We start from the raw sequence: 19,162 nt of genomic DNA, 5'->3' as shown, positions 1-19,162 counted from the left end.
TGAGCACCATGCTGCCCAATGACGAACAGCTGCAAATCAGTGACGCCGCCCGGCAATTTGCCCAGGAGCGGCTCAAGCCCTTTGCCGCCGAGTGGGACCGCGACCACCGTTTCCCCAAAGAGGCCATCGGCGAGATGGCCGAGCTGGGCTTTTTCGGCATGCTGGTGCCGGAACAGTGGGGCGGCTGCGACACCGGCTATCTCGCTTATGCCATGGCCCTGGAGGAAATCGCCGCCGGCGATGGCGCCTGCTCGACCATCATGAGCGTGCACAACTCGGTGGGCTGCGTGCCGATCCTCAAATTCGGCAGCGAGCAACAGAAAGCGCAGTTCCTCGCGCCCCTGGCCAGTGGCGCCATGCTCGGCGCCTTCGCCCTCACCGAGCCCCAGGCCGGCTCCGACGCGAGCAGCCTGAAAACCCGCGCGCGCCGCGACGGCGATCACTATGTGCTCAACGGCTGCAAGCAATTCATCACCTCGGGGAAAAACGCCGGGGTGGTGATTGTGTTCGCCGTCACCGACCCGACCGCGGGCAAGCGCGGCATCAGTGCGTTTATCGTGCCGACGGATTCGCCGGGGTACAGCGTGGCGCGGGTCGAGGACAAACTTGGCCAGCATGCTTCCGATACGTGCCAGATCCTGTTTGAAGACCTGAGGGTGCCGGTGGCCAACCGGTTGGGCGAGGAGGGCGAGGGTTACCGGATCGCCCTGGCCAACCTGGAAGGCGGCCGTGTGGGCATTGCGTCGCAAGCGGTGGGCATGGCCCGCGCGGCGTTCGAGGCGGCGCGTGACTATGCGCGTGAGCGCGAGAGCTTCGGCAAGGCGCTGATCGAGCACCAGGCCGTGGCGTTTCGCCTGGCCGACATGGCCACGCAGATAGCGGTGGCGCGGCAGATGGTGCATTACGCGGCTGCGCTGCGCGACAGCGGCAAGCCGGCATTGGTGGAGGCCTCCATGGCCAAGCTGTTCGCCTCGGAAATGGCCGAGAAAGTCTGCTCGGCCGCCTTGCAAACCCTGGGCGGTTACGGTTACCTGAGCGACTTTCCTCTGGAGCGGATCTACCGCGATGTGCGGGTCTGCCAGATTTACGAAGGCACCAGCGATATTCAACGCATGGTCATCTCACGCAATCTCTAAGGAGCCAATCCATGAGCTACGAAACCATTTTGCTCGACGTGCAGGGCCGTGTCGGGCTGATTACCCTCAATCGCCCGCAGGCGCTGAACGCGCTGAATGCGCAGTTGGTCAGCGAGCTGAACCAGGCGTTGGACGGCCTGGAAGCCAATCCGCAAATCGGTTGCATCGTACTGACCGGTTCGAAAAAAGCCTTCGCCGCCGGCGCCGACATCAAGGAAATGGCCGAGCTGACCTACCCGCAGATCTACCTTGACGATCTGTTCAGTGACAGCGACCGCGTGGCCAATCGCCGCAAGCCGATCATCGCGGCGGTCAACGGCTTCGCCCTGGGTGGAGGCTGTGAACTGGCGCTGATGTGCGACTTTATCCTGGCCGGTGACGGCGCCAAATTCGGCCAGCCGGAAATCAACCTCGGCGTGCTGCCGGGCATGGGCGGCACTCAGCGCCTGACCCGCGCCGTGGGCAAGGCCAAGGCCATGGAGATGTGCCTGACCGGGCGCTTTATCGATGCGGTGGAAGCGGAGCGTTGCGGCATCGTCGCGCGCATCGTGCCGGCCGATGAACTGCTCGACGAAGCGCTTAAAGTCGCGACCCTGATTGCCGGCAAGTCGGTACCGATCAGCATGATGGTCAAGGAGAGCGTGAACCGCGCCTTTGAAGTCAGCCTGTCGGAAGGTGTGCGCTTCGAGCGTCGAGTGTTCCACGCAGCCTTTGCCACACAGGATCAAAAGGAAGGCATGGCCGCCTTCGTGGCCAAGCGCGCGCCTGAATTCAAGGACAAGTAACCGATCTGCTCGACGCTAAAGATAGCTGCGCCGAATGGAGCTTCTGTGGCGAGCGGGCTTGCCCCGCGTTGGGGTGCGCAGCGCCCCCCATCGAGCAAAACGCGGTGTACCTGATACGGCTCAGCGCCTGGCTTTGGGGCTGCTGCGCAGCCCAACGCAGGACAAGCCTGCTCGCCACAGGGAATCTGCGCTCTTGTGGGCTTATTGTGGCGAGCGGGCTTGCCCCGCGTTGGGGTGCGAAGCGCCCCCCATCGAGCAAAACGCGGTGTACCTGATACGGCTCAGCGTCTGGTTTTGGGGCTGCTGCGCAGCCCAACGCAGGACAAGCCTGCTCGCCACAGGGAATCTGCGCTCTTGTGGGCTTATTGTGGCGAGCGGGCTTGCCCCGCGTTGGGGTGCGAAGCGCCCCCAATCAAGCAAAACGCGGTGTACCTGATACGGCTCAGCGTCTGGTTTTGGAGCTGCTGCGCAGCCCAACGCAGGACAAGCCTGCTCGCCACAGGGAATCTGCGCTTGTGGGCTTATTGTGGCGAGCGGGCTTGCCCCGCGTTGGGGTGCGAAGCACCCCCAATCAAGCAAAACGCGGTGTACCTGATACGGCTCAGCGCCTGGTTTTGGGGCTGCTGCGCAGCCCAACGCAGGACAAGCCCGCTCGCCACAGAGGAATGTGGCTGCCTGAGACTTCAGGTTTTAAAGTCAAAAAGTTATTGGGTGTTTGATAAGAGGGAGCAAGCTCCCTCCCGCAGCTTGGTGTGGCGTCAGTCAGAGCGGATAGTTTTTCAACTCTCTGGCAATCACCATTCGTTGAATCTCACTGGTGCCCTCGTAAATCTGCGTGATCCGCGCGTCCCGGTAGTAGCGCTCCACCGGGTAGTCCTCCAGGTACCCGTACCCGCCATGAATCTGCAGCGCAGACGAACACACCTTCTCGGCCATTTCCGAGGCAAACAGCTTGGCTTGCGAGGCTTCCGACAGGCACGGTTTGCCGGCACTGCGCAGGCGCGCGGCGTGCAGGATCAGCAATCGGGCCGCATTAAGGCGGGTCTGCATGTCGGCCAGCAGGTTGGCCACGCTCTGGTGCTCGATGATCGGCTTGTCGAACTGCGTGCGGTCACGGGCATACACCAGCGCCGCTTCGAACGCTGCACGGGCAATACCGAGGGCCTGGGCGGCAATGCCGATGCGGCCGCCTTCCAGGTTCGACAGCGCAATGGCCAGACCCTTGCCGCGCTCGCCCAGCAAGTTGGCCTCGGGCACGGTGCAGGCCGTGAAGGTGACGGCGCAGGTGTCGGACGCGCGGATGCCCATTTTGTGTTCGGTACGGTCGACCACGTACCCCGGGGTGTCAGTGGGCACCAGGAACGCCGAGATGCCTTTCTTGCCGAGATCGGGGTCGGTCACCGCAAACACGATCGCCAGCTGCGCGCGCTTGCCGTTACTGACAAATTGCTTGGCGCCGTTGATCACCCACTGACCGTCGCGCAGTTCGGCGCGGGTGCGCAGGTTGTGCGCTTCGGAACCGGCCTGGGGCTCGGTCAGGCAGAAACAGCCAATCGCCTGGCCGCTGGCAAGTTTCGCCAGCCAGGTTTGCTTCTGCTCCAGTGAGCCGTAGTTGAGGATTGGCCCGCAACCTACTGAATTATGGATACTCATCAACGCACCAGTAGCGCCATCCCCGGCGGAAATCTCCTCCACCGCCAAGGCGTAAGCCACGTAATCGACATAGGCGCCGCCCCATTCCTCGGGGACGACCATGCCCAGCAGGCCCAGTTCGCCCATCTTCGCGACCAAGGCGTCGTCGATCCAGCCGGCTTTTTCCCACACCTGGGCATGCGGGGCGATCTCATGGCGCGCAAAGTCGCGTGCCATGTCGCGAAACATTACCTGATCTTCTGTGTATTCAATATCTTGCATGACTTATCTCCCAACCTGCTTGAAGTCGCGAAAGAAGCGTTCAACGTGGGCGGCGTGCAGCTCGTGGAGGGACGGCGGGTTCCAGCGAGGCGCCTTGTCCTTGTCGATGATCAACGCGCGCACGCCTTCGATGAGGTCGCCGTGCTCGAACCACTGGCGGTCCAGGTGCAGCTCCAGGGCGAAACATTGCTCCAGCGGCAGGCGGCGGCCGCGACGCAGCATTTCCAGGGTCACCGCCATGGCAAGCGGCGAGCGGGTCTGCATCAGGCTGGCGGTGTTGATCGCCCATTCATGGCTGTCGGCGACCGTGACCTGCTGCAGCTGTTCGACCATGCTCGGCACATCCGGCAAGGCAAAGAAGTGGTCGATAGCCCGGCGCAACCCGGCCAGCGGTGCATCGGGCAGTTGCTGCACGGCCAGTCTGGCCAGCACGCCCTGCAGATCCTTGAGCGGGGCGCCGTGCCAGCGCAGGTCGTCCAGCTTCTGATCCAGGTCGGTCAGCCGCTCGCTCTCCAGGTACCAGTCGGCCAGGCCGCAATAGAGTGCATCGGCCGCACGAATCTGCACGCCGGTAACGCCCAGGTAAATCCCCAACTCACCCGGAATGCGCGGCAGGAAGTAACTGCCGCCCACGTCGGGGAAGTAACCGATGGCCACCTCCGGCATGGCCAGTCGGCTGCGCTCGGTGACCACCCGCAGGTCAGCGCCTTGCACCAGCCCCATGCCGCCGCCCAGCACGAAGCCATCCATCAGGGCCAGTACGGGTTTGCGGTAATGGTGGATCGCCAGGTCCAGCGCGTACTCCTCGACGAAAAAGTCCTCGTGCAGGGTATCGCCGGCCTTGAAGCTGTCGTACAGGGAGCGGATATCGCCGCCGGCGCAGAAGGCTTTTTCGCCGGCGCCGCGCAGCACCACCGCGTACACCTGCGGGTCATCGGCCCAGGCCTGCAAGTGGCGGTTGAGGCTGCGCACCATGTCCAGCGTGAGAGCGTTCAAGCCGGCCGGGCGGTTGAGGGTAAGGTGGCCGATATGGTTGCGGACTTCGGCCAGAACATCCGTGGTGTGCGTGTCGACGTGGCTTGCCTCGGCGGAAACCTGAGCAGTCATCTCTAACTCCCTGCTTTTTATTGTCTTTATCAAGATATTCGCGAACGAACCTGCTCACGATCCTACCAGTGCAAATTTGCCCAGTACAACCTTCAAACATGCAGGTGCTTCCTGCATTTATGCAGCCATGCTCATGCCACGCGACGGGCCAGGACTTCGCCGATGCTGCGGCGGCGCGCATGGCCCTCGGCCGCATGGACCAGTTGCTCCAACTCGCTCGGTTCAATGTCGTAGAACTGTTCCATTTCAGCCAGGGCCCGCTTCAGGTCGGCGGCGGTGATCGCCGGGTCAGTCATCGGCGGTTGGCTGCCCATGACGGCCTCGGGTGACCTATCGGCTGCCTTTGGATAGCGGAGGCGGGTGGCATTGTTGTAGGCCAGTGCACAGGTCAGCAATGCGCCGGCGCCGAGCATCACGGCGAACAGTTCGTGCCAGCCAAGGGTGGCGGATGCAGGATCGGCCAGCACCAGGGTCATCGCCAGCCCCCCGGCCGGTGGGTGCAGGCAGCGCAGCCAGCACATCAGGATTACCGTCATGCCTGCCGCCAGACACGCGCTGCCCAGGGTGCGCCCCAGGACCCGGGCCACCAGCAGCGCAACGACCGTCGCACACAGGTAACCACCGATGATTGACCACGGCTGCGCCAGTGCGCCGGATGACACCGCGAACAGCAACACTGCCGACGCACCCAGCGGCCCCAGCAGGTGCAGCGCTACGTCCATGCCAAATACCTGAGCGCACAGCCACACGCTGAACAGGGTGCCCAGGGCCATGCCGATGGCGGCACGGCTCCATTCGGCGGGTCGGGTATTGATGGCTGCGGGTAACCAGCGAGCGAACATTGTACGAATCCATGAACAGCGGGCAAAAAAAAGGGCTTGCCTGGTTTCCCGGAAAAGCCCTCGCAAGTTCCAACAATTGGGGAAGGAACCTGCGCAGTGTGCCGCCGTTGAATGGGCGGGTCCAATGCATATTAATGCAGGTTGAATGCAATAAAACTGGAGTCAAGGCCATCAGCCAAAGGGAATTTGCCGGGTGTCTTGTGCTGACACCGCACTGATGCGCCCCAGCACGCGGGTCCTGCGTTCCTCGTTGAACAGCTGACGGTGCAGGTTTTCCTGCACCGCCGGGTCCTCGGCCAGCGGCCCGTTCAGCGCCACCACGGCATCGCGAAGTTCCATCAATCCATCCAGCCTCGGCACGGCAACAAGCAAAAAATCATCCGACACGGCATTGCCCTCTTTTATGCAGTAGGCGGCCGTGATGAGGCTGGCCGACAGCGTCCTTGTTGTTATGCAGTGTGCGTCGGGTTGTAGATAGTTAACGCACTGGCAAGCGAGTTTACCGACGGGGTGGGGGCGCCGAAAGGCAGAGTTAATCGGTCTTTACGCATAGATGTGTAGGGTGTTTCCGGGTGCTTGTGACGAAAAACGCCCGCTCCTGAAAGAGCGGGCGTCACGTCCTACAAATCGGTCAACACTGCGCTCAAGGCGGCGAAGCCTTCTCCAGATGCAGCAGCACGTAGGCATCCTTGTCAAAGGTTCCAGTGAGGGTCGGTGTGAGGTCATGCAGGCGCGGGTCTTCCAGGCGGGCGAAGTCCTGGGCACTCATCACCAGCCATGCCGGCCCTTGCAGCGGTGCCAGGTCTCTGGACGTCCGGGTGAACAGGGGCACCTTGTCGCAGCCATAACCGACCATGAACTTGATGGCTTTCGCATCCTTGCCCAGGCCGTGCAGCACCAACGGGGCAGGCTCCTGCTGGATCCGCGCCTTGACCGCAAGGCTGAAAGCGCGGGTGTCGTAGACCGCGCGCTCGAGAGGCTCGACCACCACGATGTAAGTCGACCAGATCGCAAGCACGGCCGCCAACGCCGGCCCCAGCGGGCGCCATCGCGGCTTCAGCAACGAAAGCAATGCCAGCAGTTGCAGCACCGCGAGCACGGCAAACATCAGCCCAAGGCTGTCCAGCTGCTGCGGATAACGCCGCCGCGCAACCATCAGCCCGATCGCCAGAAGTGCCGGCGACAGCGTCCAGATGCCCAGCATCAAGGCGCGCAATCCGGCGAACAAGCGTCCCTGGCTGACCTGGAACGGGTAGGCCGCTATGATCGCCGCCATCGGCAGCATCGGCAGGATGTAGCGCGCCTTTTTCGCCTGTGGCACCGACAGCCCCAGCATCACCAGCGCACCGGCCGCCGCGCAGTACAGCACCAGTTGTAACGCCGGGTCCGCGGGGCGGCGCCCGCCGGCGAGCACCGCCAGCAGCACCAGCACCGCCAGCGGGTAGGCGAGGGCATAGTTGCCCAGCGAGCTGGTGAAGTAATACAGCACGCCGCTCGAGCCTTCGCTGCCGTCCATGCGTCCCAGAAATTGCATGCGGATCACGTCCTGCATGAACACTTCGCCGCCACTGAGCTTGGCCAGCAGCAGCAACAGGCCCATACACGCCGCCAGCAACGCCAGGGCCAGCAGGCCGAAGCTGAACAACTGGCGCCATTGGTGATTGAGCAGGTAGTAGCTGCACAGCACGCCGACAGGAATCACCAGCCCGATGGGCCCGCGAATGGCGAAGCCGATGATCAGCAGCAGGAACAGCCAGTGCACGCGCCTGGCCGCGCCGAAATGATCATGGGCGTAACCCAGGTAGAACACCGCCAATGCCACGGCGGCGAGCATCTGGTCGAGGGATACCGCGCGGGTCTCGGTAATGAAGGTACTGCTGAGCAACAGCATTGCCACGCTCAGCAGGCCCCAGCGCGTGGAGTAGGGCGCCGTCAGGCGATATACCAGGGTAACGATCAGCGCCGACGCCATGGAGGTGGGCAGCCAGGCCGTAAAGCTGGTGACCTGGCCAAACGGCAACGACAACACCCAGGTCAGCAGGGTGGACGTCGCCAGGTAGTCGGCGTAGGGCTGCCCGTAAGTGGTGGGGAAAAAGCTCGGCCCATGGCGCAGCATCTCCTGGGCAAACACCACGAAACGCGAGTCAAAGCCGATGATTGCCTGATGCCAGTTACCGACGACAAACAGCAACAGCGCCAGCAACCCCAGACCCAGGGATTGGCGGCGCAGCGTTGCAGTGAGCGGGGAGGGTTGCGCTTTGTTCACGTATCAGGCTTCCACAACCTGGGGCAACCATTGCTGCTGCGGTATCGGCAGCGTGCAGGAGTCGCCACGGCCCATCGGGAAATACTGGAAGCCTTTGCGCGCCAGGCGCTCGCCGTCATACAGGTTGCGGCCATCGAAGATCACCGGGGTTTTCAGGCGCTGGTGGATCAGGTCGAAATCCGGCGCCTTGAACTGCTGCCATTCGGTGCAGACGATCAGCGCGTCAGCGCCCACCAGCGTGGACTCCGGGGTGCCCATCAGCATCAGGCGCTCTTCATCGGCGTAGAGGCGCTGGGTTTCCTGCATGGCTTCGGGGTCGAAGGCGCGCACGTTGGCGCCGGCGGCCCACAGGGCTTCCATCAGCACGCGGCTGGGGGCGTCGCGCATGTCGTCGGTGTTGGGCTTGAAGGCCAGGCCCCAGAGGGCGAAGGTCTTGCCGCGCAGATTGCCCTTGAAGAACGCGTTGATGCGCTCGAACAGCTTGCTCTTCTGGCGCTGGTTGATCGCTTCCACCGCCTCCAGCAGGTCGCTGGAGCAGTTGGCCTGCCTGGCGCTGTGGATCAAAGCGCGCATGTCCTTGGGGAAACACGAACCGCCGTAACCGCAGCCCGGGTAAATGAAGTGGTAACCGATGCGCGAGTCGGCACCGATGCCCAGGCGCACGGCTTCGATGTCGGCGCCCAGGTGTTCGGCCAGCTCGGCGATCTGGTTGATGAAGCTGATCTTGGTGGCCAGCATGCAGTTGGCGGCGTACTTGGTCAGCTCGGCGCTGCGCAGGTCCATGAAGATGATGCGGTCATGGTTGCGGTTGAAGGGCGCGTACAGGTCGCGCATCACCTCGCGCACTTCTTCACGCTCGCAGCCGATGATGATGCGGTCCGGGCGGCGGCAGTCGGCAACGGCCGAGCCTTCCTTGAGAAATTCCGGGTTGGAGACGATATCGAACTCCAGGTGACGGCCGGCCACGCGCAGGGCTTTTTCAATGTGCGCGCGCAAGGTGTCACCGGTGCCGACGGGCACGGTGGATTTTTCCACCAGAATCACCGGGGCCACACGATGGCGGGCCACGGCATCACCCACCGACAGCACGTATTTGAGGTCGGCCGAGCCGTCTTCGTCCGACGGCGTGCCCACGGCGATAAACAGCACTTCGCCGTGTTCGACCGCCAGTTTTTCATCAAAGGTGAAGTGCAGGCGACCGCTCTCCAGGTTCTCCTTGACCATGGCCGCAAGACCCGGCTCGAAAATGCTCACATGGCCCTGCTGCAACAGCTTGACCTTGTTTTGATCCACGTCCATGCAGATGACATCGTGACCGACTTCGGCTAATACGGTGGCCTGCACCAGACCGACGTAACCACTACCAAATACACTGATTTTCATGAGGCATTCCTGGGACTTGCTGCGCTAGCACGGCGGGAGTTGATAACCAACACACCGAGGATGACAAACGCCACCCCCAGAGTTTTTGAAAGCGAAAAATATTCGTTGAACACCGGCAGGCTGGCAGCCAGCAGGTACACCAGCGCGTAGCTGATGCTCAGTAATGAATAGGCACGGCCCAGCGGCAGGTGCTTGAGCGCACCCAGCCAGCAGAGCATCGACAGTGCGTAGGCGAGGATCGCGAGGATCACCACGCCCAGCGCACTCGGATCAATCGGTGCACTCAGCCACTCATGGGGCAGCGGCAGGCGCGTCATGCTCCAGCGCATGCCCAGCTGTGCGGCGCTGACCAGGCCGACGCTGCCCATGGCCAGGGCGAAACCCCGTACGCGGCTCATACCTGGCGCCCCAGCAACACAACGCCGGCAATCACCAGCGCCACGCCTAGCCAGTGACGGCCGTCGACGGGTTCATGGAACACGAACCGCGCCATCAACGTGACCAGCACAAAGTTCAGGCTGAGCATCGGGTAGGCAATCCCGACTTCCAGGCGCTGCAACACCAGCAGCCACACCAGCAGGCCAAACCCCAGGCACAGCAGCGCCGACCACAACCACGGCGAGCGCAGCTTCAACGCCCAGCCCGCGGGCTGGTGGCGCCAGCTTTCCACGGCAAACTTCTGCGAGACCTGGCCCATGCAGGTGAGCAGGCACGCGGCGAGTAACAGCAACAGGGTGATCACGGTGCCACCTGGGCGAAGATGAGGATTACGATGTTGCCTTGCTCGTACCGTTTGCCGTCCTGGGGCAACAGATTGACTTCGGCAACCTCGTCATCGCCCTTGACCCGCATCACCACACCGACCGGACCCTGCCTGCGCGCATCAATCATCCATTGCTGAATCTGATGGGTGTCCACCATGTGATGGCCGGCATCCGGGTAGGCGAGGCCGTATTTCACTTCGCCGATGGAGTTGTAAAGGGTCACGTCAGCGCGTTGCAGGCGCCAGGCCAGGGCCGACGCGGCGCCCAGGTCGTTGCTCAGCAGCGCGGTGGCGGGTTGCAGCTCTTGCAGGTGATCAAGGATGAATTGATCCGGGGTCTTGTTGTAAACCACCGAATGGGGCAGCGCGGCCGGGGCGAGGGCAACCAGCAAGCCGCTGCCGATCAGCGGTGCCGCCCACAGCGTCAACGGGCGCATGGCCTGCAGCAGGTTGGCGATGACCCAGCCGAACAGGCAGACACACACCAGCACCAGGCTGAAGGTTTCCTGGCCGGGTTCATACAGCGGTTTTTTCAGTTGCACCCAGGCCAGCGCCAGCAGCGCCACGACACCGAGAATCAGGTTCAGCCAACCGTTGATGCGCAAGGCACGGGTGCGGCCTTGGGCCAGTGTGTCGGCCAGCACATGGCCCATCAGCAAGGCCAGGGGCAGCAGGCACGGCATGATGTAGGACGGCAGCTTGCCTTTGGCCAGGCTGAAGAAGGCCAGGGGCATCAGCAGCCACAGCAACAGATAGGTGATTTTCGGCGAGCGCTTGTCCAGCCAGGCCTGCTTGAAGGTGGCCGGCAGCAGGCCCAGCCACGGCAGCGAAAAGACGGCCAGCAGCGGCAGGTAATACCAGAACGGCTCGGCGTGCTGGGCATCTTCGCCGGCAAAGCGTTGGATATGCTCGTGCCAGAAGAAGAAGTGCCAGTAGTCCGGCTCCTGCAGGTGTACGGCCAGCGCCCATGGCAGGCTGACAGCCGTGGCAACCGCCACCGCGATCAGCCCATGACGCATCAGTTCACCCACACGCTTTTGCATGACCATATAAGGCAAGGCAATCAACACCGGCAGCAGCCACGCCAGAAAGCCTTTGGTCAAGAAGCCCATGCCGCAGGCGAACCCGAGCAGGGCCCACGCCCACAGGCGGCCACGCCGGGTGCTGCTGTCCAAGCAAAACCACAGCGCAACGCCGGTGAGGTTGACCCAGAAGGTGAACTGCGGATCGAGGTTGGCATAACCGCCCAGCGCCGCCACGCTGACGAAGCTCATGTACAGCACGGTGCTGATCAGGCTCTTCTGACGGTTATCCCACAAGCGGCGCGACACGGCGTACACCAGGAGGATGCTCAGGCCGGTGCTCAGGGCCGAGGCAAACCTTACGCCGAACAGGTTCTGCCCGAAGATCGCCTGGCCGAACGCGATCATCCAGTAACCGGCGGCAGGTTTTTCGAAATAGCGGATGCCCATGAAGTGCGGCGCGGCCCATTTGCCGGTCAGCAGCATTTCCTGGCTGATCTGCGCATAACGCGACTCATCCGGAATCCACAGGCCATGGGTGGCCAATGGCAGCAGGTAAAACGCGCCGAAGGCCAGCAACAACAGGGGCAGCGCCCAACGCCGAATCATGCCTGCTGCACTCCAAGCCAGCCTTCGCGGCCGCTCAAGGCGCCGCGTACCAGTTGCTGCCGGGGGAGGGTGTCGATGTCGGTGGGCAACAGCTCACCCAGTGGCGCGAACTCGATGCCGCGCTGCCCTGCCTGGGCGAGCAACTGGCGAAAATCATTGGCCATCAGAATCCCTTCTACTTCTGCGTGGATCGTGTAGACGTTGAGCCTGGCCGCTTCAAAGCGGTCAAGAATGAAGCCGTTGAAGTCTTTGGCAGCCACCACCGGCCCGACGACTTCGTCGAAGGTCGGCAGGTCTACCGGAATTTGTGGCGTACCCGCGCTGCCGTCGGCCAATGTCGGCCGAAACAGGCTGGTACCCCGGCAATCGCTGTTGTAGCGAAAGTTGAACCCTTGCTTGGCTTGCACCACGCGCTCATCGGCACGCCAACCGGCGGCAGCTGAACAGTCGATGCGTTCACCCAGGATGTCGCTCAGGGTGTCGACGCCACGGCGGATCTGTTCGATCAGTTGTGCTTCGCTCCAGCGTCCGGTGTTGGCCTGCCAGCCGTGGTGGTCCCAGGCGTGCAGGCCGACTTCGTGGCCCGCCGCCTTGGCCTGGCGCATCAGGTGCCCCAGGTCGCGGCCGATCGGTTTGCCCGGCCAGGCGGTGCCGGCCAGCAAAATATCCCAGCCATACAGGCCGGCAGCGTTGGAACGCAGCATCTTCCACAGGAACTGCGGACGGATCAGGCGCCACAGGTGGCGCCCCATGTTGTCCGGCCCGACGCTGAAGAAGAACGTCGCTTTAACCCCGGCTTCGTCCAGGGATTCGAGCAGCCGCGGCACACCTTCACGGGTGCCACGGTAGGTGTCGACGTCGATGCGCAAGCCTGCCTTCATTACTTTTTGTCCGCGATTTCGAGCATGGCTTCGCGCAGGAAGAAGTCCAGCGTGTTGCCGATGGTTTCGCTCATCTCCACGGTCGGCGTCCAGTTCAGCAGGCGCTTGGCGTTGTCGATGCTCGGCTTGCGGTGTGCCACGTCCTGGTAACCGGTGCCGTAGAACGCCTTGCTCTCGACGTCGCGGAAACCGGCGAACGGCGGGAAGTTGCCACGCAGTGGGTGGGCTTCGAACTGACGCAGCAGTTCTTCGCCCAACTGGCGGATGCTGGCTTCGTTTTCCGGGTTGCCGATGTTGATGATCTGGCCGTCGCAGACACCGTTGTCGTTATCGATGATGCGCGCCAGGGCTTCGATGCCGTCGGCGATATCAGTGAAGCAGCGCTTCTGCTCGCCACCGTCGAACAGGCGGATCGGCGTGCCTTCCACCAGGTTCAGGATCAACTGGGTGATCGCCCGGGAGCTACCGATACGCGCCGAGTCCAGACGGTCCAGGCGCGGGCCCATCCAGTTGAACGGACGGAACAGGGTGAATTTCAGGCCTTTGTCGCCGTAGGCCCAGATCACGCGGTCGAGCAGTTGCTTGGACACCGAGTAGATCCAGCGCTGCTTGTTGACCGGGCCGACCACCAGGTTGGAGGTGTCTTCGTCAAAGTACTGGTCCTGGCACATGCCATAGACTTCGGAGGTCGACGGGAAGATCACGCGCTTGTTGTATTTGACGCAGTAGCGCACCAACTTGAGGTTTTCCTCGAAGTCGAGCTCGAACACGCGCAGCGGGTTGCGGGTGTATTCAATGGGCGTGGCGATGGCCACCAGCGGCAGCACCACGTCGCATTTCTTGATGTGGTATTCGATCCACTCGGTGTGGATGCTGATATCACCTTCCACGTAATGGAAATTGGGGTGGCTGCGCAGGCGCTCGATGGCGTCGGAGCCGATGTCCAGGCCATAGACTTCGTAGCGGTCATCACGCAGCAGGCGCTCGGACAGGTGGTTACCGATAAAGCCGTTGACCCCCAGGATCAGCACACGTGTACGGCGTGGCTTGCGGCCGGATTCGGCGCCGCGCAGCACGGAGCCGTCCACCAGGCCCAGTTCATCGGCCAGGGAAGGGCCGGCCAGGTACAGGCCGCTGGCGTTGCGCTGGCCGAACTTGATCACCAGGGAGTCTTCACCGCAGGCGATGCGCAGCGGGTTGACGCTGATCACGCGGCCCGGCGCCAGGCCTTCATTGCCCTTGACCACCTCGGCCTGCCATACGATCAGTTTGTGCTCGCCCACGGCGCAGAAGGCGCCCGGGTAGGGTTGAGTCACCGCGCGCACCAGGTTGAACAGCTGTTCAGCCGGCTTTTTCCAGTCGAGCTTGCCATCGGCGGCGGTACGGCGACCAAAGCAGGTGGCCTGGCTTTCGTCCTGGGCGGTTTCGGTCAGCTTGCCCTGGGCCAGCTGCGGCAGGGCGTCGCGCAGCAGGCTGGTGGCCGCGTCACGCAGTTTGGCGTGCAGGGTCAGGCCGGTATCGCTGCGGTCGATCGTGACTTTTTGCTGGGCGAGGATCGCGCCGGCATCGGCACGCTTGACCATGCGGTGCAGGGTCACGCCGGTTTCGGTTTCGCCATTGACCAGCACCCAGTTGGCCGGGGCGCGGCCACGGTATTTGGGCAGCAGCGAGCCGTGCAAGTTGAACGCGCCATTTTTGGCGGTGGCCAGCAGGGCTTCGCTCAACAGGTTGCGGTAGTAGAAAGAGAAGATGTAATCCGGGTTCAGCTTGGCGATGCGTTCGACCCACAGCGGGTGGTTGGCGTCTTCCGGAGCGTGTACCGGGATGCCATTGCGTGCGCACAGTTGCGCGACGGAGCCGTAGAAATTGTTTTCCTTGGGATCATCGGCATGGGTGAACACGGCAGCAATGTCGTAACCCGTAGCGAGCAGGGCTTCGATGCCTGCACAGCCAATATCGTGGTACGCGAATACAACAGCTTTTGAACTCATGACTGAACCTGATCGGAAGAAGTGGAGGTATGGGAAGACACCAGGCCGTCGACGACGACCACGGGTGCAGGTGCTGCCGGTTGGTTGCGCAGCACTTTTTCGATAAAGAAACGGGGGCGGGCGCGCACATCGCTGTACATGCGTCCCAGGTATTCACCCAGCAAACCCATGCCGATGAACTGGCCGCCGGTGAACACGAACAGCACCGCGAACAGCACGAACATGCCGTCACCGGCCCACTGTGCACCGAAGGCCAGGCGCAGGATGACCAGCGCGAAGGCGAACAGCACGCCCAGCGCCGCCAGGCTGAAACCGACAATGGAGAGCAGGCGCAGTGGCGTGGTGGTCATGCAGGTGAGCAGGTCGAACATCAGGCTGATCAGGCGCATGGCGCTGTATTTGGATTCGCCGTGTTCACGCTCGGCGTGGTGCACCAGGATTTCCGTGGTGTGGCGGGCAAAGCCGTTGGCCAGGATTGGAATGAAGGTGCTGCGCTCGCGGCAGGCGAGCATGGCGTCGACGATGGTGCGGCGGTAGGCGCGCAGCATGCAGCCGTAGTCAGTCATGGCCACGCCGGTGGAACGCTGCACGGCGAGGTTGATCAGGCGCGAAGGCCAGCGGCGAAAGGCCGAGTCCTGGCGATTGTTGCGCACGGTGGCGACCACGTCGTAGCCAAGGGCGGCCTGCTCGACCAGGCGCGGGATCTCTTCCGGCGGGTTCTGCAGGTCGGCGTCGAGGGTGATCACCACCTCGCCTCGGCATTGCTCGAAACCGGCCATGATCGCGGCATGCTGGCCGTAGTTGCGGTTGAGGATCACTGCCACGATGTTGCTGCCGTCTTCGTTCGCCGCGTCTTCGAGCATCTGGGCCGAGTTGTCGCGGCTACCGTCATCCACCAGGATGATTTCGTATTCGTAGGCCAGTTGCTTGCAGGCGGCAGTGGTGCGACGCAACAGTTCAGGCAGGCTCTCTTGTTCGTTGTAGACCGGAATAACGATCGACACGCAATGAATAGGGTAGGGTTTCAAAGATTCATGACCTCGGGGTTAGCGCAACTTGAAGCGTGAAAACAGCAGCAATCAGGGGGCGAACCTGCAGACCGCGGGTAACTGAGCGGTATCAAAGCTGGAACATTATCAACAGGTTAGCCTGTGTAGCGCGGTTTGCTGTGAAGTACTGTGTTCAAGATTAAGCGCAAAAATGTTGAACAGATATGAAAGCCTGATGAAAAACTCGTTTATTTGACAGGTAGACAGCTAGGGTTCAGCTAAGCAGTCAGGGGCCTGCAGGCAAGATTTGGCCCGAAAAACGGGGACAGCCAACTGCACATTGCGCGCGACTCCGTCGTCTGTGATTAGCCAGCGGATTTTATTCAACAATCTTCTCTGCATTACGCCTCAAGTGCCGGTAAAGTAAGCCATCTCGTGCCAGGGTAGTCGGATGAATAGCGTGCAGCTTTTGCGCGGCCAATTGCGGCCTGCGTTGATCGGTTTAATGATGACCGTGGCCTGTGTCGGTACGGTGCGGGCCGATGAAGGGGTGGCGCTCACGCCTGTCAGTCAGGTGCCGGACGGCGTCGAAGTGCGCGGCAAGCAGGTGGCGGCGTTCACCTGGGACGATCGCCAGGGCAAGAACCTGCTGGTGCTCGCCGAGCAAATCAGCGAGCGGGACGACGATGGCAGTCAGTCTGCATTCGTCTACGCGGCCCAGTACCTGATCGATGGTGACCGCCCCAGGCGCATGTGGATGCTCTACGACGACGTGCAACGCTGCGAATTCGATGCGGCGCTGCGTTTCGACATGGCGGCCACCAGGGTCACCGACCTCGCGGGAGACGGCAGCACCCAGGCCACCGTGGGCTATTCGCTGACCTGCGCCAGCGACGTCAGCCCCAATCAATTCAAGCTGATCATGCATGTGGGCAAGTCCCAGAAGTACCGGCTGCGCGGTGTCGACCGTTACGGCGCCGCGTGGTGGGACGAAGAGCTTGGCGCGTTGCGCGGCATGCCCTTGCCCACCGACTGCAGCGTGGCTGCGCAACAGGCGCTGGTCAGCCAGTACAAGGAGCAGGGCACCGAACTGCCGTTGCCGGGGTGCTATGGCGATGAGAAAGACTTTGCCAAGGCCCCCGAGCGCTACCTGACCTTCATGCGCCAGCACTGGTTTGCGCTGATGAAAAAGCAGGACACCGAGTGGGGACAGGCCCAGGCACAACCCCAGCCGCAGGAACCCACCGTAGACGAAGACTCGGCGCCGTGATGTGGTGCGGGGGCTGATCCTGCGTTAGACTCAGGCCTCGCCAATTCACTAAATACCTCGATTAATCAATCGATTACTCGATGTATTTAATCCAAAGGCTGATCTACCTTGACTGAGTCTATCCGCAACCCACTGACCCTCTATCTCACCCGCCTGGCCCCCTCCAGCCAACTGACCATGCGCTACGTGCTGCAAGACGCGGCCGACCGCCTGGGCTTCGATGACATCAACCTCGAAGACATCGACTGGCACCATCTGCAACCCGAACACGTGATCGCCCTCGTCGCCGCCCTGCGCGAAGACGGCTATGCGCCCAATACCTCATCGCTGTATGTGAATGCCGTGCGCGGGGTGATGAACGAGGCATGGCGCATGAGCCTGATCAGCCAGGAGCACCTGCTGAAAATGCGCACGGTCAAGGCCACCGCGGGCAGTCGCCTCAGCCAGGGCCGCAACCTGCGGCGCACGCTGATCCGCGAAATGATGGACGTGTGCGCCGCCGACCCACGCCCCCAGGGCCTGCGCGACGCGGCCGTGATCGGCATTCTGTATGGCTCGGGCATGCGCAAGTCGGAATCGGTGAACCTGGACCTGGCGCAGGTCAATTTCCAGGAGCGCAGTCTGCGAGTGATCGGCAAGGGCAACAAGGAACTGGTCAAGTACGCGCCGGATTGGGCATTCGCCAAGCTTGCGGCCTGGCTGGATTTTCGTCGCGAACAGCTCAAGGAGGGCGAGCAGGACGACAGCTTCCTGTTCAACCGTATACGCCGGGGCAGTCATATCACCCGCGAGCGCATCACCAAGCATGCGATCTATTACATCGCCCGCCAGCGCGGGGAGCAGGTGGGGGTGAAGATCATGCCCCACGACTTTCGCCGCTCGTTCATCACCCGCGTGATCGAGGAGCATGACCTGTCGATTGCGCAGAAGCTGGCGCACCACACCAATATCCAGACCACCGCCAGTTATGACGTGCGCGAGGATAACGAGCGGCGACGCGCGGTGGACAGGTTCGACCTGTAGCGGTCGCCCGCCTGGATGAAGAGCAACGTTTGATGAACATCAAAAGGTGGGAGGGGGCTTGCTCCCGATTGCAGTGTGTCAGGCAACCATTTTTTGGCTGATACACCGCTATCGGGAGAAAGCCCCCTCCCACATTGCGTGGGGTATTAGAGAATCGGCTTGCCACCGGTCACCGCGTAGCGCGAGCCGGAGATGTAACTGGCCTCATCCGAGGCGAGCAACACGTAGATCGGCGCCACTTCCACTGGTTGGCCCGGCCGGCCCAGTGGGGTTTCGCTGCCGAAGCTCTGCACGTCTTCATCGGTCATGGTGGCCACGATCAGCGGCGTCCAGATCGGACCGGGGGCGACACTGTTGACGCGAATCCCCTTGCTGCCCAGCAACTGCGCCAGGCCACCGGTGAAGTTGGCGATGGCGCCCTTGGTGGCGGCGTAGGCCAGCAGGGTTGGCTTGGGCATGTCGGAGTTGACCGAGCTGGTGTTGATGATAGAGCTGCCGGCCTTCATATGCGGTAAAGCGGCCTTGCAGAGGCGAAACATCGCGGTGATGTTGATATCGAAGGTCTTGACCCATTCTTCATCCTCGATCTCTTCGAGGGTTTCGTGGTTCATCTGGAACGCGGCATTGTTGACCAGCACATCAATGCGGCCGAACTGCTCGACGGTCTTGTCCACCAGCGCCTGGCAGGTGGCTTTCTGCGCGATGTCACCGGGCAGCAACAGGCACTGACGGCCGGCTTCTTCAACCCAGCGTGCGGTTTCCCGGGCGTCTTCGTGTTCGTCCAGGTAGGCGATGGCCACATCGGCGCCTTCACGGGCGAATGCAATGGCGACAGCGCGACCTATGCCGCTGTCGGCGCCGGTAATCAACGCGATCTTGTTGGCCAGCCGACCGGAGCCTTTGTAGCTCTGCTCGCCGCAGTCAGGGTACGGATCCATCTTCTTTTGAGTGCCTGGCACGGCTTGGGCTTGTGGGGCGAAGGGAGGGCGTGGGTAGTCAGTCATAACAATCTCCATAGATTTCCAAGGGTGCTATGGGATTAGTAGTTTTGGCTCCGGCGATAGTTGTGATGGATGCGGCGCAGGCCCGACGAGTGGTTGATACCCGCCTAGCGGCGCGCTGCTGAAATTTACCTAAAAGTCCTGTGATCACTGCCGATAACGCTACTAGCGGCAGGACCG

Annotated in this window: 17 protein-coding genes; 4 read left to right on the top strand and 13 right to left on the bottom strand. The window is 62.4% G+C overall.

The window, feature by feature from the left end:
* The first annotated feature begins 8 nt into the window (after positions 1-8).
* Positions 9-1,136, top strand: coding sequence for an acyl-CoA dehydrogenase (locus tag LUB09_RS00705; protein WP_209981993.1), 1,128 nt, complete (start codon positions 9-11; stop codon positions 1,134-1,136).
* A gap of 11 nt (positions 1,137-1,147) precedes the next feature.
* On the top strand, positions 1,148-1,921 hold the full coding sequence (locus LUB09_RS00700) for an enoyl-CoA hydratase (protein WP_231421288.1): 774 nt from the start codon (positions 1,148-1,150) through the stop codon (positions 1,919-1,921).
* Between the two features lie 762 nt (positions 1,922-2,683).
* On the opposite strand, the gene LUB09_RS00695 is transcribed toward LUB09_RS00700, so the two are convergent.
* From LUB09_RS00695 to arnC, 12 genes are all read right to left on the bottom strand, one after another.
* Positions 2,684-3,835: an acyl-CoA dehydrogenase family protein gene (locus LUB09_RS00695; protein WP_231421287.1), complete on the bottom strand. Its 1,152-nt coding sequence runs from the start codon at positions 3,833-3,835 to the stop codon at positions 2,684-2,686.
* 3 nt (positions 3,836-3,838) lie between these two features.
* Positions 3,839-4,942: an enoyl-CoA hydratase/isomerase family protein gene (locus LUB09_RS00690; RefSeq protein WP_231421286.1), complete on the bottom strand. Its 1,104-nt coding sequence runs from the start codon at positions 4,940-4,942 to the stop codon at positions 3,839-3,841.
* Positions 4,943-5,073: 131 nt separating this feature from the next.
* Positions 5,074-5,784, bottom strand: coding sequence for an HPP family protein (locus tag LUB09_RS00685; RefSeq protein ID WP_231421285.1), 711 nt, complete (start codon positions 5,782-5,784; stop codon positions 5,074-5,076).
* Positions 5,785-5,955: 171 nt separating this feature from the next.
* Entirely contained in the window at positions 5,956-6,123 is a 168-nt protein-coding gene (locus LUB09_RS00680; RefSeq protein WP_209981982.1) for a hypothetical protein, read from the bottom strand.
* A gap of 304 nt (positions 6,124-6,427) precedes the next feature.
* On the bottom strand, positions 6,428-8,050 hold the full coding sequence (locus tag LUB09_RS00675) for an ArnT family glycosyltransferase (RefSeq protein WP_231421284.1): 1,623 nt from the start codon (positions 8,048-8,050) through the stop codon (positions 6,428-6,430).
* Between the two features lie 3 nt (positions 8,051-8,053).
* The gene (locus tag LUB09_RS00670) at positions 8,054-9,433 is read right to left on the bottom strand and encodes a UDP-glucose dehydrogenase family protein (protein ID WP_209981977.1); all 1,380 of its coding nucleotides are present in this window, start codon (positions 9,431-9,433) and stop codon (positions 8,054-8,056) included.
* A complete protein-coding gene (gene arnF / locus LUB09_RS00665; RefSeq protein WP_231421283.1) occupies positions 9,430-9,831 on the bottom strand; it encodes a 4-amino-4-deoxy-L-arabinose-phosphoundecaprenol flippase subunit ArnF in 402 nt (133 codons plus the stop codon). Before arnF ends, LUB09_RS00670 begins: the two co-directional genes overlap by 4 nt.
* The gene (gene arnE, locus LUB09_RS00660; protein WP_231421282.1) at positions 9,828-10,175 is read right to left on the bottom strand and encodes a 4-amino-4-deoxy-L-arabinose-phosphoundecaprenol flippase subunit ArnE; all 348 of its coding nucleotides are present in this window, start codon (positions 10,173-10,175) and stop codon (positions 9,828-9,830) included. The genes arnF and arnE overlap by 4 nt, the downstream gene beginning before the upstream one ends.
* Positions 10,172-11,827, bottom strand: coding sequence for a lipid IV(A) 4-amino-4-deoxy-L-arabinosyltransferase (gene arnT, locus LUB09_RS00655; protein WP_231421281.1), 1,656 nt, complete (start codon positions 11,825-11,827; stop codon positions 10,172-10,174). Before arnT ends, arnE begins: the two co-directional genes overlap by 4 nt.
* Positions 11,824-12,708 (bottom strand): 4-deoxy-4-formamido-L-arabinose-phosphoundecaprenol deformylase, encoded by an 885-nt coding sequence (gene arnD, locus LUB09_RS00650; protein ID WP_231421280.1) that lies wholly within the window; start codon positions 12,706-12,708, stop codon positions 11,824-11,826. Before arnD ends, arnT begins: the two co-directional genes overlap by 4 nt.
* A complete protein-coding gene (arnA, locus tag LUB09_RS00645) occupies positions 12,708-14,699 on the bottom strand; it encodes a bifunctional UDP-4-amino-4-deoxy-L-arabinose formyltransferase/UDP-glucuronic acid oxidase ArnA (RefSeq protein WP_231421279.1) in 1,992 nt (663 codons plus the stop codon). The genes arnD and arnA overlap by 1 nt, the downstream gene beginning before the upstream one ends.
* Positions 14,696-15,727: an undecaprenyl-phosphate 4-deoxy-4-formamido-L-arabinose transferase gene (arnC, locus tag LUB09_RS00640; RefSeq protein ID WP_231421278.1), complete on the bottom strand. Its 1,032-nt coding sequence runs from the start codon at positions 15,725-15,727 to the stop codon at positions 14,696-14,698. The genes arnA and arnC overlap by 4 nt, the downstream gene beginning before the upstream one ends.
* Before the next feature lie 412 nt (positions 15,728-16,139).
* Here arnC and LUB09_RS00635 point away from each other — a divergent pair, with 412 nt between their 5' ends.
* On the top strand, positions 16,140-16,958 hold the full coding sequence (locus tag LUB09_RS00635; protein WP_231421277.1) for a M949_RS01915 family surface polysaccharide biosynthesis protein: 819 nt from the start codon (positions 16,140-16,142) through the stop codon (positions 16,956-16,958).
* 108 nt (positions 16,959-17,066) lie between these two features.
* Positions 17,067-17,981: a site-specific integrase gene (locus LUB09_RS00630; RefSeq protein ID WP_209981962.1), complete on the top strand. Its 915-nt coding sequence runs from the start codon at positions 17,067-17,069 to the stop codon at positions 17,979-17,981.
* A gap of 146 nt (positions 17,982-18,127) precedes the next feature.
* Here the strand turns inward: LUB09_RS00630 and LUB09_RS00625 are convergent, their stop codons facing one another.
* On the bottom strand, positions 18,128-18,985 hold the full coding sequence (locus LUB09_RS00625) for an SDR family oxidoreductase (protein ID WP_231421276.1): 858 nt from the start codon (positions 18,983-18,985) through the stop codon (positions 18,128-18,130).
* Positions 18,986-19,162: the final 177 nt, after the last annotated feature.

It is taken from the genome of Pseudomonas sp. Leaf59, assembly GCF_920984685.1.
In the GTDB taxonomy this organism is placed as follows: Bacteria; Pseudomonadota; Gammaproteobacteria; order Pseudomonadales; family Pseudomonadaceae; genus Aquipseudomonas.
The sequence above is the reverse complement of the archived record's forward strand: the minus strand, read 5'-3'. Positions and strand labels throughout refer to the sequence as shown.

Excerpts from the sequence above, each read along its gene's own strand:
- LUB09_RS00705 (WP_209981993.1), top strand. The coding sequence starts at position 9 with ATGCTGCCCAATGACGAACAGCTGCAAATCAGTGACGCCGCCCGGCAA.
- LUB09_RS00700 (WP_231421288.1), top strand. The coding sequence starts at position 1,148 with ATGAGCTACGAAACCATTTTGCTCGACGTGCAGGGCCGTGTCGGGCTG.
- LUB09_RS00695 (WP_231421287.1), bottom strand. The coding sequence starts at position 3,835 with ATGCAAGATATTGAATACACAGAAGATCAGGTAATGTTTCGCGACATG.
- LUB09_RS00690 (WP_231421286.1), bottom strand. The coding sequence starts at position 4,942 with ATGACTGCTCAGGTTTCCGCCGAGGCAAGCCACGTCGACACGCACACC.
- LUB09_RS00685 (WP_231421285.1), bottom strand. The coding sequence starts at position 5,784 with ATGTTCGCTCGCTGGTTACCCGCAGCCATCAATACCCGACCCGCCGAA.
- LUB09_RS00680 (WP_209981982.1), bottom strand. The coding sequence starts at position 6,123 with ATGGAACTTCGCGATGCCGTGGTGGCGCTGAACGGGCCGCTGGCCGAG.
- LUB09_RS00670 (WP_209981977.1), bottom strand. The coding sequence starts at position 9,433 with ATGAAAATCAGTGTATTTGGTAGTGGTTACGTCGGTCTGGTGCAGGCC.
- arnF (WP_231421283.1), bottom strand. The coding sequence starts at position 9,831 with ATGAGCCGCGTACGGGGTTTCGCCCTGGCCATGGGCAGCGTCGGCCTG.
- arnT (WP_231421281.1), bottom strand. The coding sequence starts at position 11,827 with ATGATTCGGCGTTGGGCGCTGCCCCTGTTGTTGCTGGCCTTCGGCGCG.
- arnD (WP_231421280.1), bottom strand. The coding sequence starts at position 12,708 with ATGAAGGCAGGCTTGCGCATCGACGTCGACACCTACCGTGGCACCCGT.
- arnA (WP_231421279.1), bottom strand. The coding sequence starts at position 14,699 with ATGAGTTCAAAAGCTGTTGTATTCGCGTACCACGATATTGGCTGTGCA.
- LUB09_RS00635 (WP_231421277.1), top strand. The coding sequence starts at position 16,140 with ATGAATAGCGTGCAGCTTTTGCGCGGCCAATTGCGGCCTGCGTTGATC.
- LUB09_RS00625 (WP_231421276.1), bottom strand. The coding sequence starts at position 18,985 with ATGACTGACTACCCACGCCCTCCCTTCGCCCCACAAGCCCAAGCCGTG.